9 protein-coding genes are annotated in these 19424 nt (G+C 62.0%); all 9 read left to right on the top strand.

Annotation, left to right across the window (positions count from 1 at the left end; all coding sequences use genetic code 11):
- Positions 1 to 36 precede the first annotated feature (36 nt).
- The 9 genes from GYH26_RS09705 to GYH26_RS09665 all read left to right on the top strand — a co-directional run bounded on the left by GYH26_RS09705 (position 37) and on the right by GYH26_RS09665 (position 19319).
- The gene (locus tag GYH26_RS09705; protein ID WP_161541480.1) at positions 37 to 549 is read left to right on the top strand and encodes a TonB-dependent receptor plug domain-containing protein; all 513 of its coding nucleotides are present in this window, start codon (positions 37 to 39) and stop codon (positions 547 to 549) included.
- Between the two features lie 246 nt (positions 550 to 795).
- Positions 796 to 3858 carry a SusC/RagA family TonB-linked outer membrane protein gene (locus GYH26_RS09700; RefSeq protein ID WP_161541479.1) on the top strand — a complete coding sequence of 1021 codons (3063 nt, stop codon included), beginning with the start codon at positions 796 to 798 and terminating at the stop codon, positions 3856 to 3858.
- Between the two features lie 65 nt (positions 3859 to 3923).
- A complete protein-coding gene (locus GYH26_RS09695; protein WP_012844256.1) occupies positions 3924 to 5543 on the top strand; it encodes a RagB/SusD family nutrient uptake outer membrane protein in 1620 nt (539 codons plus the stop codon).
- 99 nt (positions 5544 to 5642) lie between these two features.
- Complete coding sequence (locus tag GYH26_RS09690) at positions 5643 to 9005, top strand: VCBS repeat-containing protein (protein WP_161541478.1); 3363 nt, start codon at positions 5643 to 5645, stop codon at positions 9003 to 9005.
- 5 nt (positions 9006 to 9010) lie between these two features.
- Positions 9011 to 12304 carry a VCBS repeat-containing protein gene (locus GYH26_RS09685; RefSeq protein ID WP_161541477.1) on the top strand — a complete coding sequence of 1098 codons (3294 nt, stop codon included), beginning with the start codon at positions 9011 to 9013 and terminating at the stop codon, positions 12302 to 12304.
- A 387-nt stretch (positions 12305 to 12691) separates the two neighbouring features.
- Positions 12692 to 14596, top strand: a complete 1905-nt coding sequence (locus GYH26_RS09680) for a TonB-dependent receptor (RefSeq protein WP_161541476.1) — start codon at positions 12692 to 12694, stop codon at positions 14594 to 14596.
- On the top strand, positions 14496 to 16004 hold the full coding sequence (locus GYH26_RS09675; RefSeq protein ID WP_161541475.1) for a TonB-dependent receptor plug domain-containing protein: 1509 nt from the start codon (positions 14496 to 14498) through the stop codon (positions 16002 to 16004). The genes GYH26_RS09680 and GYH26_RS09675 overlap by 101 nt, the downstream gene beginning before the upstream one ends.
- Positions 16005 to 16035: 31 nt before the next feature.
- Positions 16036 to 18246, top strand: coding sequence for a T9SS type A sorting domain-containing protein (locus GYH26_RS09670; RefSeq protein WP_242006365.1), 2211 nt, complete (start codon positions 16036 to 16038; stop codon positions 18244 to 18246).
- Between the two features lie 38 nt (positions 18247 to 18284).
- A complete protein-coding gene (locus tag GYH26_RS09665) occupies positions 18285 to 19319 on the top strand; it encodes a PorV/PorQ family protein (protein WP_161541474.1) in 1035 nt (344 codons plus the stop codon).
- The last annotated feature ends 105 nt before the right edge of the window (positions 19320 to 19424 follow it).

Genomic DNA, 19424 nt, shown 5'->3' with positions numbered 1-19424 from the left:
GAGCGGCATCCTTGAACCCAACCCGGAGCAGGCATCATGGAACGGCGGCACATGGTGGGCGGGCTGGCGCTGGTGGCGGCATTGTGGCTGACCGGCTGCGCGGGGAGTCGGCCGGTGGCCGAAACCGACGCGTCGGCTGCGGAAGCAAAGGAGCAGGTCAACGTCGGCTACGGCACGATCGCACGGGAGGAGGTGACGGCCTCGGTCAGTGAGCTGGATCCGGACGAGGTCAAAGAGCGGCCGGTGACGCGCGTGGAAGAGTTGCTCAGAGGGCGCGTGGCCGGTGTGTACGTGACCGAAGCGCCCGGCGGCGGACTGATCGTGCGCATCCGAGGGCAGAACACGCTCCTGGGCAATCCAGAACCCCTTTATGTGGTCGATGGCATGCCCATCACACCGATACCGGGTGGGACCATCTCTTTTCTGAACCCTCACGACATCGAGTCGATCACGGTCCTGAAGGATGCGGCGGCCACGGCGATTTACGGCTCCCGGGGCGCCAACGGGGTGATTCTGATCACCACGAAGCGTGCCGGCAGGAATCAGTAAGCCCCTATCCGAACTGTTGATCGCCCGTCTTCCCGCAGGGGAGGCGGGCTTTGTTTTGAGCCTCGACAGAGCTCTGTGAAGTTTGTATAAAAGGTTGCAGGCTTGTTACAACTAAAACGGTTTAGTTGAAGGGTGTCCCTTAAAAAAGGGATTGCATTTCCCGCACCCATCGTTGAGATTTGGAAGCGATCCCATAGCAAGTGGAAACTCTTACATTTACTCAAACAATTTGAGCGAGTGGGTACCATGAGCACATTGCTTTCGCGCATTTTAAGGGTGAGTCTGCTGCTTGCATGCTGGAATGTAAGCGTTGTCATTGCGCAGCCGCGCACGGTGACGGGTACCGTCAGTGACGCGACGACGGGGGAGCCGTTGCCCGGCGTCAACATCGTGGTGCTGGGCACGATGACCGGCACGACCACCGACGTCGAGGGACGCTATCAGATCGAAGTGCCCGGACCCGAAGCCGTGCTGGTTTTCTCGTTCGTGGGCTACGAGCAGGTGCAGGAGGTGGTAGGCGACCGAACGGTCATCAACGTGCGCATGCAACCCACCGTCGAGGTGCTGGAAGAGATCGTCGTGGTCGGCTACGGCGTGCAGCGGCGTGAAGACGTGACCGGCTCGGTGGCGACGATTGATGCGACGGAGATCAATCAGGGCGTTTATACCTCGCCCGACCAGCTGCTGCAGGGCCAGGTGGCCGGTCTGACGATCATCTCGAACAATGGCGAACCGGGCGCCGGATTGAACATCCGTCTGCGCGGTGGTACCTCCATCAGTGCTAGCAATGATCCGCTGATCGTCATCGATGGCGTGCCGATCGACAACGTGCGCCTGATGCCGGAAGGGGCCGGGATTGACGGCGCGCCGCCGCCACCGCGCAACCCCCTGAGCCTGATCAATCCCAACGACATCGAGTCGATCACGGTCCTGAAAGACGCCGCGGCCACCGCTATCTACGGATCGCGGGGTGCGAACGGCGTGATCCTGATCGAGACGAAGAAGGGCCGTCAGGGCCAGCTTCAGGTGGACTATGAAGGGTATATTTCGGCGGCCTCTCCCTATAAGAAGCTGGAGTTGCTGAATGGGGAGGAATATCGGCGGTTCGTTCAGGAGCAGGTGCAGGCCGGAAATCTTTCGCAGGATGCGCTGAACGTACTGGGGAATGCCAATACGGACTGGGAAGAAGCGGTTACGCGGACGGGGATCACGCACTTCCATAATCTGGCCTTTTCGGGCGGTACGAGCCAGACCCGCTACCGGGCCTCGGTCAGCTACCTGAATCAGCAGGGCCATGTCATCAGCTCCGGGCTGGAACGTCTGACCGGACGCCTGAACGCCGACCATCAGGCCTTCGACGGGCGGCTGCGGCTTCAGCTCAACCTGACTTCGTCGTTCCAGCACGACGACCTGCTGCCCTACAACCAGACGGCCGGCTTCGAAGGCGGGGTGTTTACGAACGTCTATCAGATGAATCCCACCTATCCCATCTACGCCGATCAAAACCTGGATGGGACCCCGGCACTGGATGGCTATTTTGAAATTGCGGACGGCCGGACCTCGGTGCGCAATCCGGTGGCCATGGCCGAGCAGGTGCTGGACTTCGTAAAGACGACGCGCTCGCTGGGGAACATCGGCGCTGAGCTGGATCTGCTGCCTGGCCTGACGGCCCGGGTGAACTTCGGGGCCGACCGGGCGCAGTCGAGCCGCCGCCAGTACTTCCCGCAACAGAATCCGACCGGTGCCCAGTACGAAGGGCGGGCGCTGCAGCGTAGCCGGGAACACTCGTCGCTGACGTTCCAGAGCTATCTGACCTACCGCAACACGTTCGCTCAGGCGCACAATGTGGAGTTGCTGGGCGGCTACGAGTTCAACGAGTACATGACGGAAGAATTCGGCGTCGAAGGGCAGGGATTCGTTACGGACGTCACCACCTACAACGCTATGCAGTCGGCCAGCCAGCTGGTCAAAGCCGGGACGTTTTCCTACAAGGAAAAAAGCCGACTCATTTCGTTCTTCACGCGCCTGAACTACAACTACCAGAGCCGGTACTACCTGACCGGCGTGCTTCGGTACGACGGTTCCTCGCGCTTTGGCGAAGGGAACAAGTGGGGGCTCTTCCCGGCCATCTCGGCGGCCTGGCGTATCAGTGGCGAACCGTTCATGCAGGGGCTGGACTGGCTCACCGACCTGCGCTTGAAGGTGGGCTATGGCATCACGGGTAGTCAGGAGATCGGTAACTACCTGTCGCTGGCGCAGCTTGGCGCCAACGAAAGCCTGCAGGCGGTTTTCGATCAGCAGCCGTACACCGGATTTGCCCCGGTCAACTATGCGAATCCGGACCTGAAGTGGGAAGAGACGGCCACCTTCAACATCGGGTTGGATTACAGCCTGCTGAACGGCAAATTCTCGGGAACGATCGAATACTACGAGAAGAACACCAGCAACCTGTTGCTGGAGATCCCTGTGCCGCAGCCGGCGCCGGTCCCGACCCGGATCGAAAACGTCGGCAAGACGCGCAACCGGGGCCTTGAGTTTTCGCTCGATGCGCTGGCTGTCGATCGGCCCGGACTGAACGTGCTCTTCGGGTTGGTCTTCAGCACCAACCGTAACGAAGTGGTCAGCCTGGGTGGTCGCGATCAGATTATTACCGGGACGGTCAGTGGCCGTGGTCAGTCGGACACCTACGCGCAGATTCTGCTGCCGGGCGAGCCGATCGGCACCTTCTACGGACCGGTCTTCCTGGGTGTCGATGCCAACGGCCGCCAGCAGTTTGCCGACCTGGACGGCGACGGTCAGGTCGAGATCACCGGTGATGACCGGACCATCATCGGCAATGCCCAGCCGGACTTCACCTACGGCTTCCGTACCAATATCTACTGGGGCAACTTCGACTTCTACGTGTTCATCCGGGGCGAACAGGGCCGCGACGTCTTCAACAACACGGCCCTGGTCTATCAGACGAAGAGCGCCGTGCTCCAGAACCAGAACTTCCTGAAAGCGGCGCTGGACGATCCGGACGCCCTGGACGAACCGGCCATCTACTCCTCGCGCTGGATCGAAGATGGCTCCTTTATCCGGCTGGACAACGTGACGGTCGGCTATACCTTCAACAATCTGGGGCCATGGAGCCGTTATCTCCGGCGGGCACGTATCTATGTGTCCGGACAGAACCTGCTGGTGATTACCCCCTACAGCGGATACGATCCGGAGGTTAACACGAATGCCGGGCTGGCGACGCTGGGGATCGACTACACGAACTATCCCCGGGCGCGCACCTTTACGGTCGGCATCAGCCTGGGCTTCTAACGGTCTTGAAAGGAATGACGCACCAGTTTCATCCGCATTCAAACAGAACGTTGACCATGAGAGGCATGCAGAGAAATAAGACGGCCGGTATCCTGCTGGCGGTGCTGCTGACACCGGTCGTACTGATCCTCAGCAGCTGTACGGATCTGACCGAAGAGACCTTTTCGGTGGTAACGCCCGAAAACTTTTACAAAACCGAGAAAGAAATCACCGCCGCCCTGGCGCCCATTTATGCCCAACTTCGGGCGCTGGAATGGAATTACTGGAACCTGAGTCAGGTCTCCTCCGACGAAACCGTCGTGCCCACCCGTGGGCAGGACTGGTTCGACGGCGGCCGCTGGCTGGCTATCCATCGTCACCAGTGGGATCCTTCGCTGGTCGATATCAACGGCGCCTGGGTCGATTCCTATACGGGCATTGCGCGTGCGAACGGTCTGTTGCAGACCCTGGCGGAAATCGAGGCACCAAACGAAGCGCAGCTCGAAGCCGAAGTGCGGCTGCTTCGGGCCTTCTTCTACTATACGTTGCTGGACTTTTTCGGCAACGTGCCCATCGTGGGCGACGACGAATTTGTCGTCGATCCCAACAACCCGCCGGCGAACGCTACGCGGGCCGAAGTTTTCAATTTCATCGAAAGCGAACTGCTGGAAATTTACGATAACCTTCCGGAGCAGCCGCCGCTTGCGGGTCGGGTTACCAAATGGGTTGCCGACGCGATCCTGGCCAGCATGTACCTGAACGCGGGCGTTTTCACCCGCAACAGCGATCAGCTGAATCCTACCGGGTACAACTCCTGCGTGGATGTGCAGGTCAGCGGTGGGCAGAATGCCTGCCAAGCGGCCATCCAGCGGGCCGATAACATCATCAACTCCGGCTACTTCCGGCTGGCCCAGGATGCCAGTGAATGGCTGGCCATGTTTCTACCCAACAACGAGAACGCCCCGGAAGTGATTTTCGCCATCCAGCACCTGCCCGAAAACGGTCTGGGCATGACCTTCCAGATGCGAACGTTGCATTATAACCAGCTGTCGCCTTCGCCCTGGAATGGCCATGCCATTCTGGCCGAGACGTACAACAAGTTCGACCAGGATGATGCCCGACGCACGATCTTCCTGGTCGGGCAGCAGTATGCTGAGCCGCGGGGTAACTGCGTGGGCAGCCAGTGCTACTCGCAGGGTGATCCGCTGACGGACCGCACGGGCGCACCGCTGGTCTATACGCCGGAGATTCAGAACGTAACAAATGCAAACGAGCGTGAAGGCGTGCGCGTGCTCAAGTACGGGCCCGATCCGAACAACGTGAACGGAAACCACGGGAACGACTACGCCTGGTTCCGCCTGGCCGAGATCTACCTGATCAAGGCGGAAGCCCTGAATGAATTGAACGGGCCTTCTCAGCAGGTCATCGACCTGATCAACGAAGTGCGCGCGCGTGTCTTCGATCCGCCCAAGCCGCTTAACCTGGCCGACTATTCCAGCCGCGAAGCGTTGCGGCAGGCGATCCTGGATGAGCGCCTCTTCGAGCTGACCTGGGAGGCCAAACGGCGCCAGGATCTGATTCGTCATGGCCAGTTTACGCGCGCCTGGGAGTTCAAGGATCCCAGCAATCCGCGAGTACTGCTTTTCCCGATTCCCCAGGCGCAGCTCGACGCCAACCCGAATCTGCAGCAAAATCCGGGCTACTGATGGTCCGGTAAGCGGCGCGACGAGACACCGCCGGGGTGTTGCCTTGCGGCAGCGCTCCGGCGGTGTTTTCTTTGGGGCAAAGCTGTTCGGAATTCAGGCATGATGCATCGCTTCTTGCTGCGTGGTTTCAGGAGCCTCGGCCTGGTGGGATTGCTGGTGCTGGGAGGGTGTCGCAGGCCCGGCGTGCCCGCCGATGCCCTGTTTGAAGCGCTGTCCCCTCGCCAGACGGGCATCCGCTTCGAAAACCGCCTGCGCGAAACGCAGGAGTTCAACGTCTTTATCTATCGCAACTTTTACAACGGCGGAGGCGTCGGGCTGGCCGACTTCAACGGCGATGGACGCCTCGATGTCTTTCTGACGGCCAACCAGGGTCCCAACCGGCTTTACCTGAACCGAGGCGACTGGCGCTTCGAGGACGTCACCGATGCGGCCGGCGTGGCCGGAACGAAGCCCTGGACCACCGGCGTGGCCGTGGCCGACGTCGACGGCAACGGCTGGCCTGATCTGTACGTGTGCCATGCCGGACCGTTTGCCGACAGCCTCCGCGCCAACGAGCTCTATCTGAACCTGGGGCCCGACGCGAACGGCATCCCGCGATTCCGGGAGGCGGCCGCCGAGCTGGGCCTGGCCGACACGGGCTTTTCGGTCCATGCCGTCTTCTTCGACTACGACCGGGACGGCGACCTGGACGTCTACGTCCTGAACAACTCCATGCGGCCCATCATCAGCCTGGACTTCCGCAACACGCGTCACGAACGCAATCACGAAGGAGGCGACCGCCTCTACCGCAACGACGGCGGCCGCTTTGTGGACGTCAGTGCCGAGGCCGGCATTTTCGGGCCGGAGATCGCCTTCGGGCTGGGCGTGACCGTGGCCGATCTCAACCGCGACGGCTGGCCCGACCTCTACATCTCCAACGATTTCTTCGAGCGCGATTACCTCTATATAAACCAGGGCGACGGCACCTTCCGGGAAGTGCTGGAAGAGGCCATGGCGTCGATCAGCCTCTCGTCCATGGGCGCCGATGCGGCCGACATCGACAACGACGGCTTCCCGGAGCTTTTCGTGACGGACATGTTGCCCGAGGACGACGCCCGCCTGAAGACCACGACCACCTTCGAGGGCTGGCAGCTCTACCAGACCAAGGTGGAAAACGGTTTTTACCACCAGTTTACCCGCAACACGCTCCAGTACAACAACGGCGACGGCACCTTCAGCGAGATCGGCATGTGGGCCGGTGTGGCTGCTACCGACTGGAGCTGGGCCGCGCTGATCTTTGATGCCGACCTGGACGGCTACAAGGACATCTTCGTAGCCAACGGCATCTTCTGGGATGTGATCGATCAGGATTATCTCGAATACCTCTCGGCCGAAGAGACGATGCGGGCGGTGATCCGTGAGGAAGGCGTCGACTATCTGGCGTTGATTCGAAAAATGCCCTCGCATCCGCTCCCGAACTATGCCTTTCACAACAACGGCGACCGCACCTTCACGAATCGGGCGCAGGAATGGGGCCTCGGACGGCCGGGCTTCTCCAGCGGGGCCGCCTACGGGGATCTGGACGGCGACGGCGACCTGGACCTTATCGTCAACGACGTGAACGGTCCGGTGCGCGTCTATCGCAACCGGGCGCGCGAGCGCTTCAACGGGCACTTTCTGCAGGTACAACTGATCGGCACACCGCCCAACACGCAGGGGATCGGTGCGCAGGTGACCGTGCTGGCCGGGACGCAGCGTTTCTACCAGGAGCAGATGCCCAACCGGGGCTTTCAGTCGTCGGTGGATCCGGTGTTGACGTTCGGACTCGGCCCGCACGACACGGTCGATGCCGTGGTCGTGGTCTGGCCCGACGGCCGCCATGAAGTACGTCGGCGTGTGGCGGCCGACCAACGGCTGGTTTTTCATCAGGAGGAGGCCACAGTGGGCCGATCTGAACTGCCGTTGTTGCCGGAGCGGGCAACGCCGCGTTTCGCCGACGTGACGGCGCAGGTGGCGCTCGATTATCGGCATCAGGAGGATGACTTCGTGGACTTTCTGCGTGAGGGGCTCATGCCCTGGATGCGCTCGCGCGAGGGGCCCCGGGTGGCCGTGGGCGACGTGAACGGCGACGGCCGCGACGATTTCTACATCGGCGGGGCCAAGGGCTTTCCCGGCGTGCTCTTCGTGCAACAGCCCGACGGCCGGTTTGCACGCGCCAACGAGGCGTTGTTTGCCGCCGATGCGCTCTCGGAAGACCTGGGCGCCACGTTTTTCGACGCGGACGGCGACGGCGACCTGGACCTGTACGTGGTCAGCGGCGGCAACGCCTATGCGCCCCGCGCTCCGGCGCTTCAGGATCGGCTGTATCTGAATGACGGTCGTGGCCGCTTCCGGAAGGCCGTGGATCGGCTACCCCGGATTCGTAGCAGCGGTGGACCTGTCGCGGCTGCGGACTACGATGGCGACGGCGACGTCGATCTGTTCGTCGGCGGCCGGATCGAGCCCTGGTTTTACGGCATGGCGCCCGAGAGCCTGCTGTTGCAGAACGATGGTCGTGGGCATTTTACAAACGTTACCGAAACGCTGGCGCCCGGTCTGTCCCGCATCGGCATGGTCACCGATGCGGCCTGGACCGACTTCTACGGCGATGGCCGGCTCGATCTGCTCGTCGTGGGCGAGTGGATGCCGCTCACGATTTTCCGAAATGTCGGTGGGGGACGGCTGGAACGCTGGGAGTTGCCCGATCTGGCCGAAACCTCGGGCATCTGGCACCGCGTGGCCGTGGCCGACTTCGACGCCGACGGCGATCCGGACTTCATCGCCACCAATCTGGGCGTGAACACGCCGCTGAAGGCGACGCCGGAAAGTCCGCTCCGTCTTTTTGTGAAAGACTTCGACCGGAACGGCTTCGCCGATCATCTGCTGGCCCGTCCCGAAAGTACGGCGGCCGGGCTTCGTCACCGTCCCCTGAACCTGCGCCGCGAGCTGCTCGGTCAGCTACCGTTCCTAAGCGGCCGCATTCCTTCCCATGCCGCCTATGCCCGCATGATGCTGGAGGACATCCTGAAGCCGGAGGAACTGGAGGGAGCCGCCGTGCTGGAAGTCCGCGAATTGCGCAGCCTGTACGTGGAAAATCTTGGCGGCGGACGCTTTCGGCTGCATCCGCTCCCGCCCGAGGCGCAGTGGGCACCCCTCTACGGGCTGCTGGTGGATGATTTCGACGGCGACGGCCACCTGGACGTGCTGGCCGGCGGCAACTTCCGCTGGGCGCAGACGAGTCTGGGCCTGATGGAAGCGACCTACGGCCTCTGGCTCAGAGGCGAGGGGGCCGGCCGCTTCACGACGGTGATGCCCCGCGACAGTGGCTTTTTCGTGCGGGGCGAGGTGCGGGACCTCCAGAAGCTGGCACGGCCGGGTCGGCCTCCGCTGATCCTGGTGGCCCGCAATGACGACGCGCCTCGATTTTTTGTCGTGCGACGGTAAACGCCATGCGAAAGCTCCTGTTGTTGCTTGGTCTTGCCGGACTGGCCGCCTGTCGGCCCGCCGAGCCGCCGCTGTTCGAGCGGATGGATTCCGATCGGACCGGCATTACCTTCGTCAACGAAGTGCCCGTCGATACGGCCTTTAACATTATTAATTATATGTACTACTACGACGGGGCCGGCGTGGCGGCGGGCGACTTCAATGGCGACGGGTGGCCGGACCTGTACTTTGTCGCCAATCGAGGGCCGAACCGCCTGTACCTGAACCGGGGGGACTGGCGTTTTGAGGACGTCACCGACGCGGCTGGCGTGGCCGGCTCGGGCAACTGGAACACCGGCGTGGCCGTGGCCGACGTGGACGGCAACGGCTGGCTCGATCTCTACCTGGTCACCTTCAGCAACTATCTGGATCGCATCGGCCGCAACCAGCTCTTTCTGAACCAGGGGCCGGATGAGACGGGCATTCCACGTTTTTGGGAAGCGGCGGCTGAATTCGGACTGGACATTGCCGCCTACGGCACGCATGCCGTGTTTTTCGACTATGATCGGGATGGCGATCTGGACCTGTATTTGCTGAACCGGGCACTGCACACCGACGAGAGTTTCGGTCCGGCCGAGCCGCTGCGCCGTCGCTTCGATCCCAACGCCAGCGACCGGCTGCTGCGCAACGACGGCGGGCGCTTTGTGGATGTGACGGCCGAGGCCGGGATCGTGGATGGCCTCATCGGCTACGGGCTTGGCGTGGTGGTGAGCGATCTGGATCAGGATGGCTGGCCCGATCTGTACGTGGCCAACGACTTCCACGAAGACGATCGGATCTACCGCAACAACGGCGACGGCACCTTCACCGACGTGCTACGCACGGCCACGGCCTACATTTCGAAGGCGTCTATGGGAGTGGATGCGGGCGACGTCGACAACGACGGCCTGCCCGATCTGATCGTGCTCGACATGATGCCCTTCGATCCGGTCATTTTCAAGACGGCCGACGGGCCAGAGTCGTTCGAGCTGTTTCAGCGCAAGCGGCAGTTCGGCTATCATCCCCAGTATCCCCACAACGTGCTATTGCGCAATCTGGGCGCCTGGCAGTTCGTGGACGTGGCCTTTCGGGCCGGCGTGGCCGCTACCGACTGGAGCTGGGCCGCGCTGCTGGCCGACCTGGACAACGACGGCTACCAGGACCTCTTCGTTACGAACGGCATCTATCACCGCCCGAACGATCTGGACTACATCCGCTACGTCGGACAGCCCGAAATCCAGGAGGCCCTGGCGCGCGGCATCACGCCGGACCTGCTGGAAGACCTGCTGCGTCACATGCCCCGGGTGTCGCAGCCCAACTTCGCCTTTCAAAACAACGGGGACGGCACCTTTACGAACCGGGCGCAGGCGTGGGGACTGGGACAGCCCGGCTTTTCGACCGGGGCCGTGTACGTGGATCTTGACCGCGACGGCGACCTGGATCTGGTCACCAGCGAGATCAACGCGCCCGCGGCCGTATACCGCAACCACACCCGTGAGCGCACGGGCGCCCACTACCTGCGCGTCGTGCTGGAAGGCGAAGGCATGAACCGGTGGGGTATCGGCGCCCGGGTGACCGTGCACTACGGCGACAGCCTCCAGCTTCGGGAGCAACAGCCCGTACGTGGCTGGCTCTCGTCGGTCGAGCCCGTGCTGCACTTCGGGCTGGGCACTCGTACGCAGGTGGATTCGGTGAGGGTGGTCTGGCCCGACGGTCGTTATGAAGTGCGCCGCAGCGTGGCGGCCGATCAGACGCTGACGTTCCGCCAGGCCGAGGCGCAGGTGCGTTATCATCCGCCGGCGCTGCCACGTCCGCTTTTCCAAGAAGTGTACGAGGCATTGCCGTATCGCCATGAAGAGAACGCCTTTGTGGACTTTACCCGCGAGCCGCTCCAGCCGCACCGGCTCTCGCGTGAAGGGCCGGCGCTGGCCGTGGGCGACGTGAACGGCGACGGGCTGGACGACGTGTTTCTGGGCGGGGCCAAGTGGCAGTCGGCCCGGTTGCTCGTGCAGCAGCCGGACGGAACCTTTCGCCCCACGAACGAAGCGCTCTGGGAGGCCGAAAGCCGCTACGAGGACGTGGATGCGGCGTTTTTCGACGCGGACGGCGACGGCGATCTGGACCTGTACGTGGTCAGCGCGGGCAACGAGTGGTGGGGCCAGGCCGAGGCGCTGCGTGACCGGCTCTACCGCAACGACGGCCGCGGGCGGTTCATGCGTGACGAGCAGGCGCTGCCGGATCTGTTTGTGAACGGCTGTTGCGTGCGCGTGGCCGATTATGACGGGGATGGTGACCCGGATCTGTTCGTGGGCGGGCGGGTCGAGGCCCGTCGCTACGGCGAAGCGCCGCGCAGCTTTCTGCTGGAAAACCGGGGCGACGGAACGTTTGCGGACGTTACCGAGGCGCGTGCGCCGGCACTGGCCCGCGTGGGCATGGTGACCGACGCCGCCTGGGGCGACTTCGACGGCGACGGCCACATGGATCTGCTGGTGGTGGGCGAGTGGATGCCGCTGACGCTGTTTTTCCAGGAGGCAGATGGCCGTCTGGTGCCGACCGTCTTGGAAAATACCGAAGGGTGGTGGTTCAGCGTGCGGGCGGCCGACCTCGACGGCGACGGCGATCTGGACTTCGTGGCCGGCAACCTGGGGCTGAATGCCACGCTGCAGGCAACGCCGGAACGGCCGGTGCAGCTCTACCTGCACGATTTCGATCGAGACGGCCAGCCCGATCCTGTCGTGGTGGCTTACTGGGACGAGCGACCCTATCCGGTGGCGACGATTGACCTGCTGGCACGCCGTTTCCCGGAGCTGGGACGACAGTTTGAAAGCTATCACGCCTGGGGCGCTCGTACGCTCGAAGAGCTCTTCGGCGAAGAGACGGTGCGACAGGCGTCGGTACTATCGGCCCGCACCTTTGCGTCGGTATGGGCTGAAAATGACGGTACCGGCCATTTCTCGCTGTATCCACTTCCTGAGCCCGCGCAGTGGTTTCCGGTACGTGCGCTGCTCATCGACGACGTGACCGGCGATGGGCGTCCGGATGTGCTCCTTGCTGGCAACTTCGATGAAGCCAATCCGGCCCTGGGGCACTATGGTCACGGCCCGGGCATCTTGCTGGGGCGGCGGCTGGAAGGGGATTTTTCACCGTTGCGTCCAGGTGCTTCCGGGCTGGTCTTCCGCGGACAGGTGCGCCATCTGGCCTGGCTTCGGCGTCCGGACGGCACGCGCTGGCTGCTGGCCGCCCGCAATGATACTTTGGTGCAGGCGTTCAGGTCGCGCTGAAAGGAGCGTGGGCCTTATACGATTTCCGGGAAATCATGGTGCATGTGAGAAAGCACGAGCGTACACGGTGGTGTGCCCCTACCGACAAATGACCGGATACCCACCACGTAGGGGCGGACCGCTGTGTCCGCCACGTCGTACCCGCCGGATCACGTCCGCCACACGGGGGGGCACCCTCATGCACCGGTAAATCAGCGATCCCATATTAGCTAAAATTCTGCCATTGGTGGCCCTTCTTTCATTTTGGAACCGGTTTCAGGAGACTTTACCGTTAAAGGGATAAAAAAATACCTTGAAGGTTCCGGGAAGATCTTTTAGAATTGGCCAAAACTTTGGATGAAAGGGGTGTGAATCCGGCAATCTCCAAACCAACCAATCTGGGATCTCATGAAACGCGCGCTACGAATCCTGGGCACGCTGCTACTGGTCGGTCTCTGGACGACCGGAGCATGGGCTCAGACCGGTAAGATTACCGGTCGCGTGGTCGATGCCAACACGGGAGAGCCCCTGCCCGGCGTGAACGTGGTCATTGACGGGACCACGATGGGTGCCACGACGGACATCGATGGATACTACACGATTATCAACGTTCGTCCGGGCACCTATACGCTTCGCGCCTCTTTCGTGTGCTATGTGCCGCAGGTAGTCGAGAACGTGCAGGTGGACGTCGGCCTGACCACAGAGGTGAACTTCGCGCTGCAGGAGACGGCCATCGGTTTGCAGGAAGTGGTAGTGCAGGCCACGCGGCCGATCGTGCAGCCGGACATCTCGGCCAGCATCGTCAATATCGATGCGGCGGTGATCGAAGCGCTGCCGGTGGCCACGGATGTGGCGCAGGTCATCGGACTGCAGCCGGGCTTTGAGCCGGGGCTGGTCGTGCGCGGCTATGGCGGCAACCAGATCGCTTTCCTGCTCGACGGCATGAACCTGGCCGATCCGCGCACGAACGCGCCGTTTACGGGCGTCAGCTTCACGGCCGTCGAAGAGGTGCAGGCGCAGACGGGTGGTTTTACGGCCGAGTACGGGAACGTGCGTTCGGGTCTGATCAACGTGGTCATGAAGGAGCCGCGCACGAACCGCTACACGGTCGACCTGATTCTGCGCTATGCGCCGCCGCAGGACAAGACGTTCGACGGTACGCCCAACGATGCCGACGCCTTCTGGATCCGGCCCTACTTCGATCCAGCCGTGGCCATGATTGGCACCGATGCGGCGTGGGATGACTGGACGGAGAACCAGTTTCCGGACTTCGAGGGCTGGCAGGCGGCCGCTGCGGCCTATCCGGCCAACAATGATGATGATCCCAGCAACGACGTAACGCCGCAGCAGCTGCAGAAGGCTTATGAGTGGATGGTTCGGAAGAACAACAGCATCGACGACCCGGACTATCAGATCGATGGAACGATCACCGGGCCGGTGCCGGGGCTTGCGTCCTATCTGGGCAACCTGCGCTTTCTGGTGTCGCACCGGCGTACGCAGACTGCCTTTGTGATTCCACAGCGCCGGCCGGCCTACCGTGACTACACGACGCAGGCCAAGGTGGTCTCCGACATCACGGCCGGCGCCAAGCTGGAACTGGTCGGCCTCTGGTCCAAGCGGAAAGGGCTGGTGCGACCGGTTTCCATCGCCGATGGGGCCACGGCCGACATGGTAGACGGCAGCACGCCAGCCTATCCCTGGGACGGTCGCAGCTATCTGGAAAACATGATTTTCACGGGCGGTGAAGGCATTGAGGACCACGTGGCCCGTGCGGCAGTCTATGGCGACTGGGTCATCAACCCGATGGACATCGACTACACGCTCTACGGCGCCAAGCTCACGCATGCACTGACGCCCAACATTTTCTACGAAGTGCAGGTGCAGCGTGTGCAGACGGACTATCTGACCGGGCACATTCCCTATCGCAATCCCGACCCGATCGTCTGCGTGACGCCGGAGCCGGAAATTCGTCCCATTGACGACCCGGCCTGCCAGGCACCCAACGTCATTCGGTTGAACGAGGCGCCGTTCGGCTACGAGCCCAAGGGTATGCAGGATGGCCTGAGCGCCAACGGTCTGCGCATCGGTGGACACGGCGGCGCGGCCTACGATACCTCGAAGGTGTCCCGCTGGGTTTTCGGAGCTTCGTTGACCAGCCAGCTCAACCGCTACTTGCAGGTGAAGGGCGGTTTTGAACTTCACCTGAGCGATTATGAATTACGGAGAGGAAGATCCGTTCTTCGTGCATCATGCCAACCCGAAGTACCGCTGGCATCGGAAGCCCCAGCAGGGTGCGGTCTATCTGCAGAGTAAGTTGGAGTTCCGGGGCCTGATCGCCAACCTGGGCGTGCGGCTCGACTACTTCAACCCGAGTGGTGAGTGGTACGTCTATGAACCCTACGATCGGGCCTTTACGCCGGTGATCGGTGCTGATGAGATCGATCAGGTTCTTTCAAAAGAACCGGTTGACAAGCAGCTCACGCTGAGCCCGCGTCTGGGCATCTCCTTCCCGGTCTCGGAAAACAGCAAGCTGTATTTCAACTACGGCCATTTCCGGCAGATGCCCGATCCGGTGCCGCTGTTTGAGGTCGAGCGGATCTCCAGCGGGGCCGTGGGGCGCATCGGCAATCCGAATCTGCCGCTGCAAAAGACCGTCGCCTACGAGCTGGGCTTCGAGCAGAACCTGTTCGACATGTTCCTGCTGCGCCTTGCCGGTTACTACCGCGACGTGTCGCTGCAGGCGCGCAACATCAACTTCCAGAGCATTGACGGGGAGGTGAACTACTGGGTGGCGCGGCCCTGGAATTACGGCGACGTGCGCGGCTTTGAAATCTCCCTTGCCAAAAATCGTGGGCGCTGGATTCAGGGGTTCATCAACTACACCTACATGTCGCGCAAGACCGGGAATTTTGGCTTTCAGTATAACTATGAAAACCCGGTCCAGCAACAGCAGTACCTGTTGACCACGACAGACCACTATCAGAGCAAGCCGATTCCCGAGCCGTTTGCGCGCTTCAACCTGGACTTCGTCACGCCGGACGATTACGGTCCGAACTATAACGGTTTCCGGCCGCTGGCTGGCTGGCGGCTGAGCCTGCTGGGCGAGTGGCGGGCCGGACAGGTGCTTACCTGGACCGGACAGGAGCTGGTCGAAGGGATCAGTCCGGTCCGGGGCATCGAGCACAACGTGCGCTGGAAGGACTATTACAACTTTGACCTGCGTCTGAGCAAGACGTTCACGACGAACCTGGGTGAGGTCCAGTTTTTCATGGACGTGACGAACGTCTTCAACATCCGCCACATGAACCGGTGGAGCGGGTTCACCGGACCGGATGACCTGCGCGACTACCTGCAGTCGCTGCATTTGCCTGCCAATACGTTTGAAGGACTGGACAGTCCGCCCTATCAGTTTGTGCCGGGCAACGACAAGCCGGGAGACTATCGCAAGCCGGGCGTCGAGTTTGTGCCCATCGTGGTGTGCCCGCCTGCTGGCTGCACACCGGCGGTGGGTTCCAACGACGACCCGAACGATCCCAAGCGGCCGCTTTACTACCGGGACGGCACCTACTATCGCTACAACGGCAGCGATTTTGTCGAAGCCGACCCGGACTTCGTGAAGAAGGTGCTGGATGACAAGGCGTACATCGACATGCCGAACGCCGACTTCTTCACCTTCTTCAATCCGCGGCGTGTGTTCTTCGGGCTTCGGGTTTCTTTCTGACGACAGACAGGTAAACAATCGGATTTGAGATATGAGCACGTTTATGAGAAAACACAAGATCATCGGCTGGGGGAGCCTTGTTCTCTTGCTGCTCCTGACCGGTCTTCCGGCCCAGGCGCAGTGGAGCACCCGCTGGCTGGCCATCGGTCGGCTCCAGTCGCCCTATCTGGGCGGTGGCTCCGAGCCTGAAAATCTAGCCGGTATTGATGCGAACGGGACCTATACCTGGCCCGGCCATATACCGGGCACGTACTGGGGACACTGGCGGGGCCTCTGGATCAGTGCGCGAAACTGGCGCTCGCCGGATGGCCAGACGTTCCCCGTGCGCATTGAGCATATCGGCCCTCGTTTTAATGGCGTGGGGGAGTACTTTCAGGACGTGATCAAGCTGGTGTACAAGTTTGACGCGCCGGAAGTGCTGGTCGACGGGCAAAAAACCTTTGACAAGCCCGCCACGCCGGATGAAATCAACCCGGATATTCCTTCCGATGCCATGGTCGAAAACATTGCCCGCACGGCCATGGGCATCGAGGTGCAGCGACGGGCCTACCAGTTCAGCAACGAGCAGCACCAGGACTATCACATCATCGAATACGTCTTCACCAACACGGGCAACGTGGACGAGGATGAAGAGATCGAGTTGCCCGATCAGACGCTGCAGGATGTCTATTTCACCTTCTTCTACCGCAACAAGGCCAATGCGCCGGCCGGTGCCTGGGACAACAGCCATGGAGGTTCGGCCTGGGGCAAGTATACGATGAACGATGCGTTGCTGCCCGAATGGGAGGACATGCCGGGCGAGCAGTTCAGCGAGCGTTTTGCGCAGAACTACGATTTCTGGAAAGATCATGCAGCCCAGTACTCGTGGCTGGCGGCCGTGCCAGACCAGCAACAGTTCAACACGCTGGGCAACCCCATGTGGTACCAGCACCAGTGGCAGGCCGTGGCGGCCGACACGACCGGACGACTGGGCGGGGCGGCAATGTTCGGAACGCTGACGGTTCACGCCGATCGGTCGGCTTCGGATGCGTCGCATGATGAAATGCAGCCCAGCATGCTCGACATTCTCGACTCGGACGATGCCGACCTGACCAGCCGCAACGACCACAACGACATCAGCCAGATGCAGTTCGAGCGGGACTGGTTGGAAGACGGTCGTAAGAATGGCAGCGGACCGGCCCGTTACGGCGACCAGAAGCCGCCGCATGCCTGGCGGATTCAGCCCGACGGCGACTTCGCCCGGCAGACGGCGCCGCCACAGCCCAGCGAGGGAGGCTACGGGTACGTGCAGAGCTTCGGCCCCTATACGCTGGGACCGGGCGAGAGCGTACGCATTGTGGTCGCCGAAGCCATTGCCGGCCTGAACGACAAGCTGGCCTACGCGCTGGGGCGGTGGTACAAGCAACAGGTCCGCCAGCTTGGCCGCGACGCCGCCGACCAGGCCGTCTTCTACTGGAATCCGGAGACCAACACCTACTGCAACCAGGGCGATCCGGGCTGCATCGGCATGACCAAGAACGACTGGGTCATGACCGCCCGCGACTCGCTCTTCCAGCTCTTCGACCGGATTCTGGAGGTCTGGAACAACGGTATGCAGGTGCCGCAACCGCCCAAGCCACCGCGGCGCTTTGTGGTGACCTCGGGCACCGACAAGATCACGCTGGAGTGGGAGGCCTATGCCGGTGAGCCGGATCCAGTCAGGTGGGAGATCTGGCGGGCGCAGAGTTACTACTACGGCCTCCCGCTGCCGGATAGCTCGACGGTCTACTACAAGATCGCCGAATTGCCAGGCAATGCCCGCTCCTACACCGATACTGAAGTGACGCGCGGCGTCGAGTACTATTACTACATCCAGGCCGTGGGCAGCAACGGGCTGAAGAGCAACCGGTACTGGACCCAGACCTATCAGCCCGCCGTGCTGCGCCGGCCACCGGGAGCCTCCCTGGATGACATTCGGGTCGTGCCGAACCCCTATGTGCTGGAGGCCGACCTGGGCGTGCGCTTCCCGGACCGACAGGACAAGATCGCCTTCTACGGATTGCCCGCTGAGGCGACCATCCGGATCTACACGGAGCTGGGCGAGCTGGTGAAAGTGATCGAACACACCGACGGCAGCGGCGACGAATTCTGGGACCTGACCACTTCGTCGCGTCAGGTGGTAGCCAGCGGGATCTACTTCGCCGTGATTACCGACAAGGCGACCGGTAATCAGACAACCCGGACCATCGTGGTCATTCGCTGAAATTCTGAGGCTTTCCAAAGGCTAACCCGGAAATGAAGATGAAACGGCTATCCTATACAGGCGTGGGGCTGCTCCTGATCGGCCTTGTGCTGCTGCCGCAGCAGCTCCATGCGCAGGACACCGGGCCGGTTACAGAAATCGAAACCAAGAAGCTGGCCCAGACCGGTTTCAAGTTCCTCAGCGTATCGCTCGACCCGCGTGCGGCTGCTATGGGCGATGCGCTCACAGCCCGCGACGACAACGCTTCACTTTCGCTCTTTTACAACCCGGCCGGTATGGCCTACTTCGACCGAGCCTTCCACGTTGCGTTCGGACAGACGCAGTGGATTAACAACACGGACTACAGCTACGCCAGCCTGGCCTATCGGCCAGCCGATGGCCAGTATGGCGTGATCGGTCTGAGTGTGATGGCCGTGAGTTATCCTGAGGTCATCAAAACCGTTTTTGCCAACAACGAACAGGGCTACGAAGAGCAGGGGACCTACAGCCCCAGTGCCCTGGCCATCGGCATTGGCTATGCGCGGGCCATCACCGACCGCTTTGCCGTCGGGGGCCATGCCCGCCTGGCCCGTCAGGATCTGGGCTCGGCGCAGGTCGGGCTGAACGGTCGCACGGAAAGCTACGCCAAGTCGACCATCGCCGTGGACTTCGGCGTGCTTTACCGGACGGCGCTCCAGAGCCTGACCTTTGCCATGAGCGTGCGCAACTTCTCGCGCGAGCTCACCTACGTGGAGGAGAGCTTCGAGCTGCCGCTGAGTTTCCAGATCGGCGTGACCTACAACCTGATGGACCTACTGGCGCCGGCCAATGGTATGCATGTGCTCTGGCTCAACGTCGAGGCCGTCCGTCCGCGTGACTATCCGGAGCAGATCAAAGTAGGTGCGGAGTATTCTTTCATGGATCTGCTCTTTCTGCGGGCGGGCTACGTGAATCCGACCGATGAGCAGGGGATCAACCTGGGCGCTGGCTTGCGGGTGGGCTCGCGCAATTTCCGGATCGGTGTAGATTATGCCTATACATCGTTTGGTATTTTCGATAATGTACACCGGCTCGGGCTGCAACTGGCTTTCTGAGCAGAAAAAGTTGACCTGTTAGCGAATCAGGCCCCGACCGGGCACGCCCGACCCGGTCGGGGCTCTATCTTGTGGTTGGCAATGAGGTGGTTGTTTCGTGGGTGG

It is taken from the genome of Rhodothermus marinus (assembly GCF_009936275.1).
GTDB classification, from domain to species: domain Bacteria; phylum Bacteroidota; class Rhodothermia; order Rhodothermales; family Rhodothermaceae; genus Rhodothermus; species Rhodothermus marinus_A.
This window is presented reverse-complemented; position numbering and strand designations above follow the sequence as displayed.

Excerpts from the sequence above, each read along its gene's own strand:
- GYH26_RS09670 (WP_242006365.1), top strand. The coding sequence starts at position 16,036 with ATGAGCACGTTTATGAGAAAACACAAGATCATCGGCTGGGGGAGCCTT.
- GYH26_RS09665 (WP_161541474.1), top strand. The coding sequence starts at position 18,285 with ATGAAACGGCTATCCTATACAGGCGTGGGGCTGCTCCTGATCGGCCTT.
- GYH26_RS09680 (WP_161541476.1), top strand. The coding sequence starts at position 12,692 with ATGAAACGCGCGCTACGAATCCTGGGCACGCTGCTACTGGTCGGTCTC.
- GYH26_RS09675 (WP_161541475.1), top strand. The coding sequence starts at position 14,496 with ATGAATTACGGAGAGGAAGATCCGTTCTTCGTGCATCATGCCAACCCG.
- GYH26_RS09690 (WP_161541478.1), top strand. The coding sequence starts at position 5,643 with ATGATGCATCGCTTCTTGCTGCGTGGTTTCAGGAGCCTCGGCCTGGTG.
- GYH26_RS09685 (WP_161541477.1), top strand. The coding sequence starts at position 9,011 with ATGCGAAAGCTCCTGTTGTTGCTTGGTCTTGCCGGACTGGCCGCCTGT.
- GYH26_RS09700 (WP_161541479.1), top strand. The coding sequence starts at position 796 with ATGAGCACATTGCTTTCGCGCATTTTAAGGGTGAGTCTGCTGCTTGCA.
- GYH26_RS09695 (WP_012844256.1), top strand. The coding sequence starts at position 3,924 with ATGCAGAGAAATAAGACGGCCGGTATCCTGCTGGCGGTGCTGCTGACA.
- GYH26_RS09705 (WP_161541480.1), top strand. The coding sequence starts at position 37 with ATGGAACGGCGGCACATGGTGGGCGGGCTGGCGCTGGTGGCGGCATTG.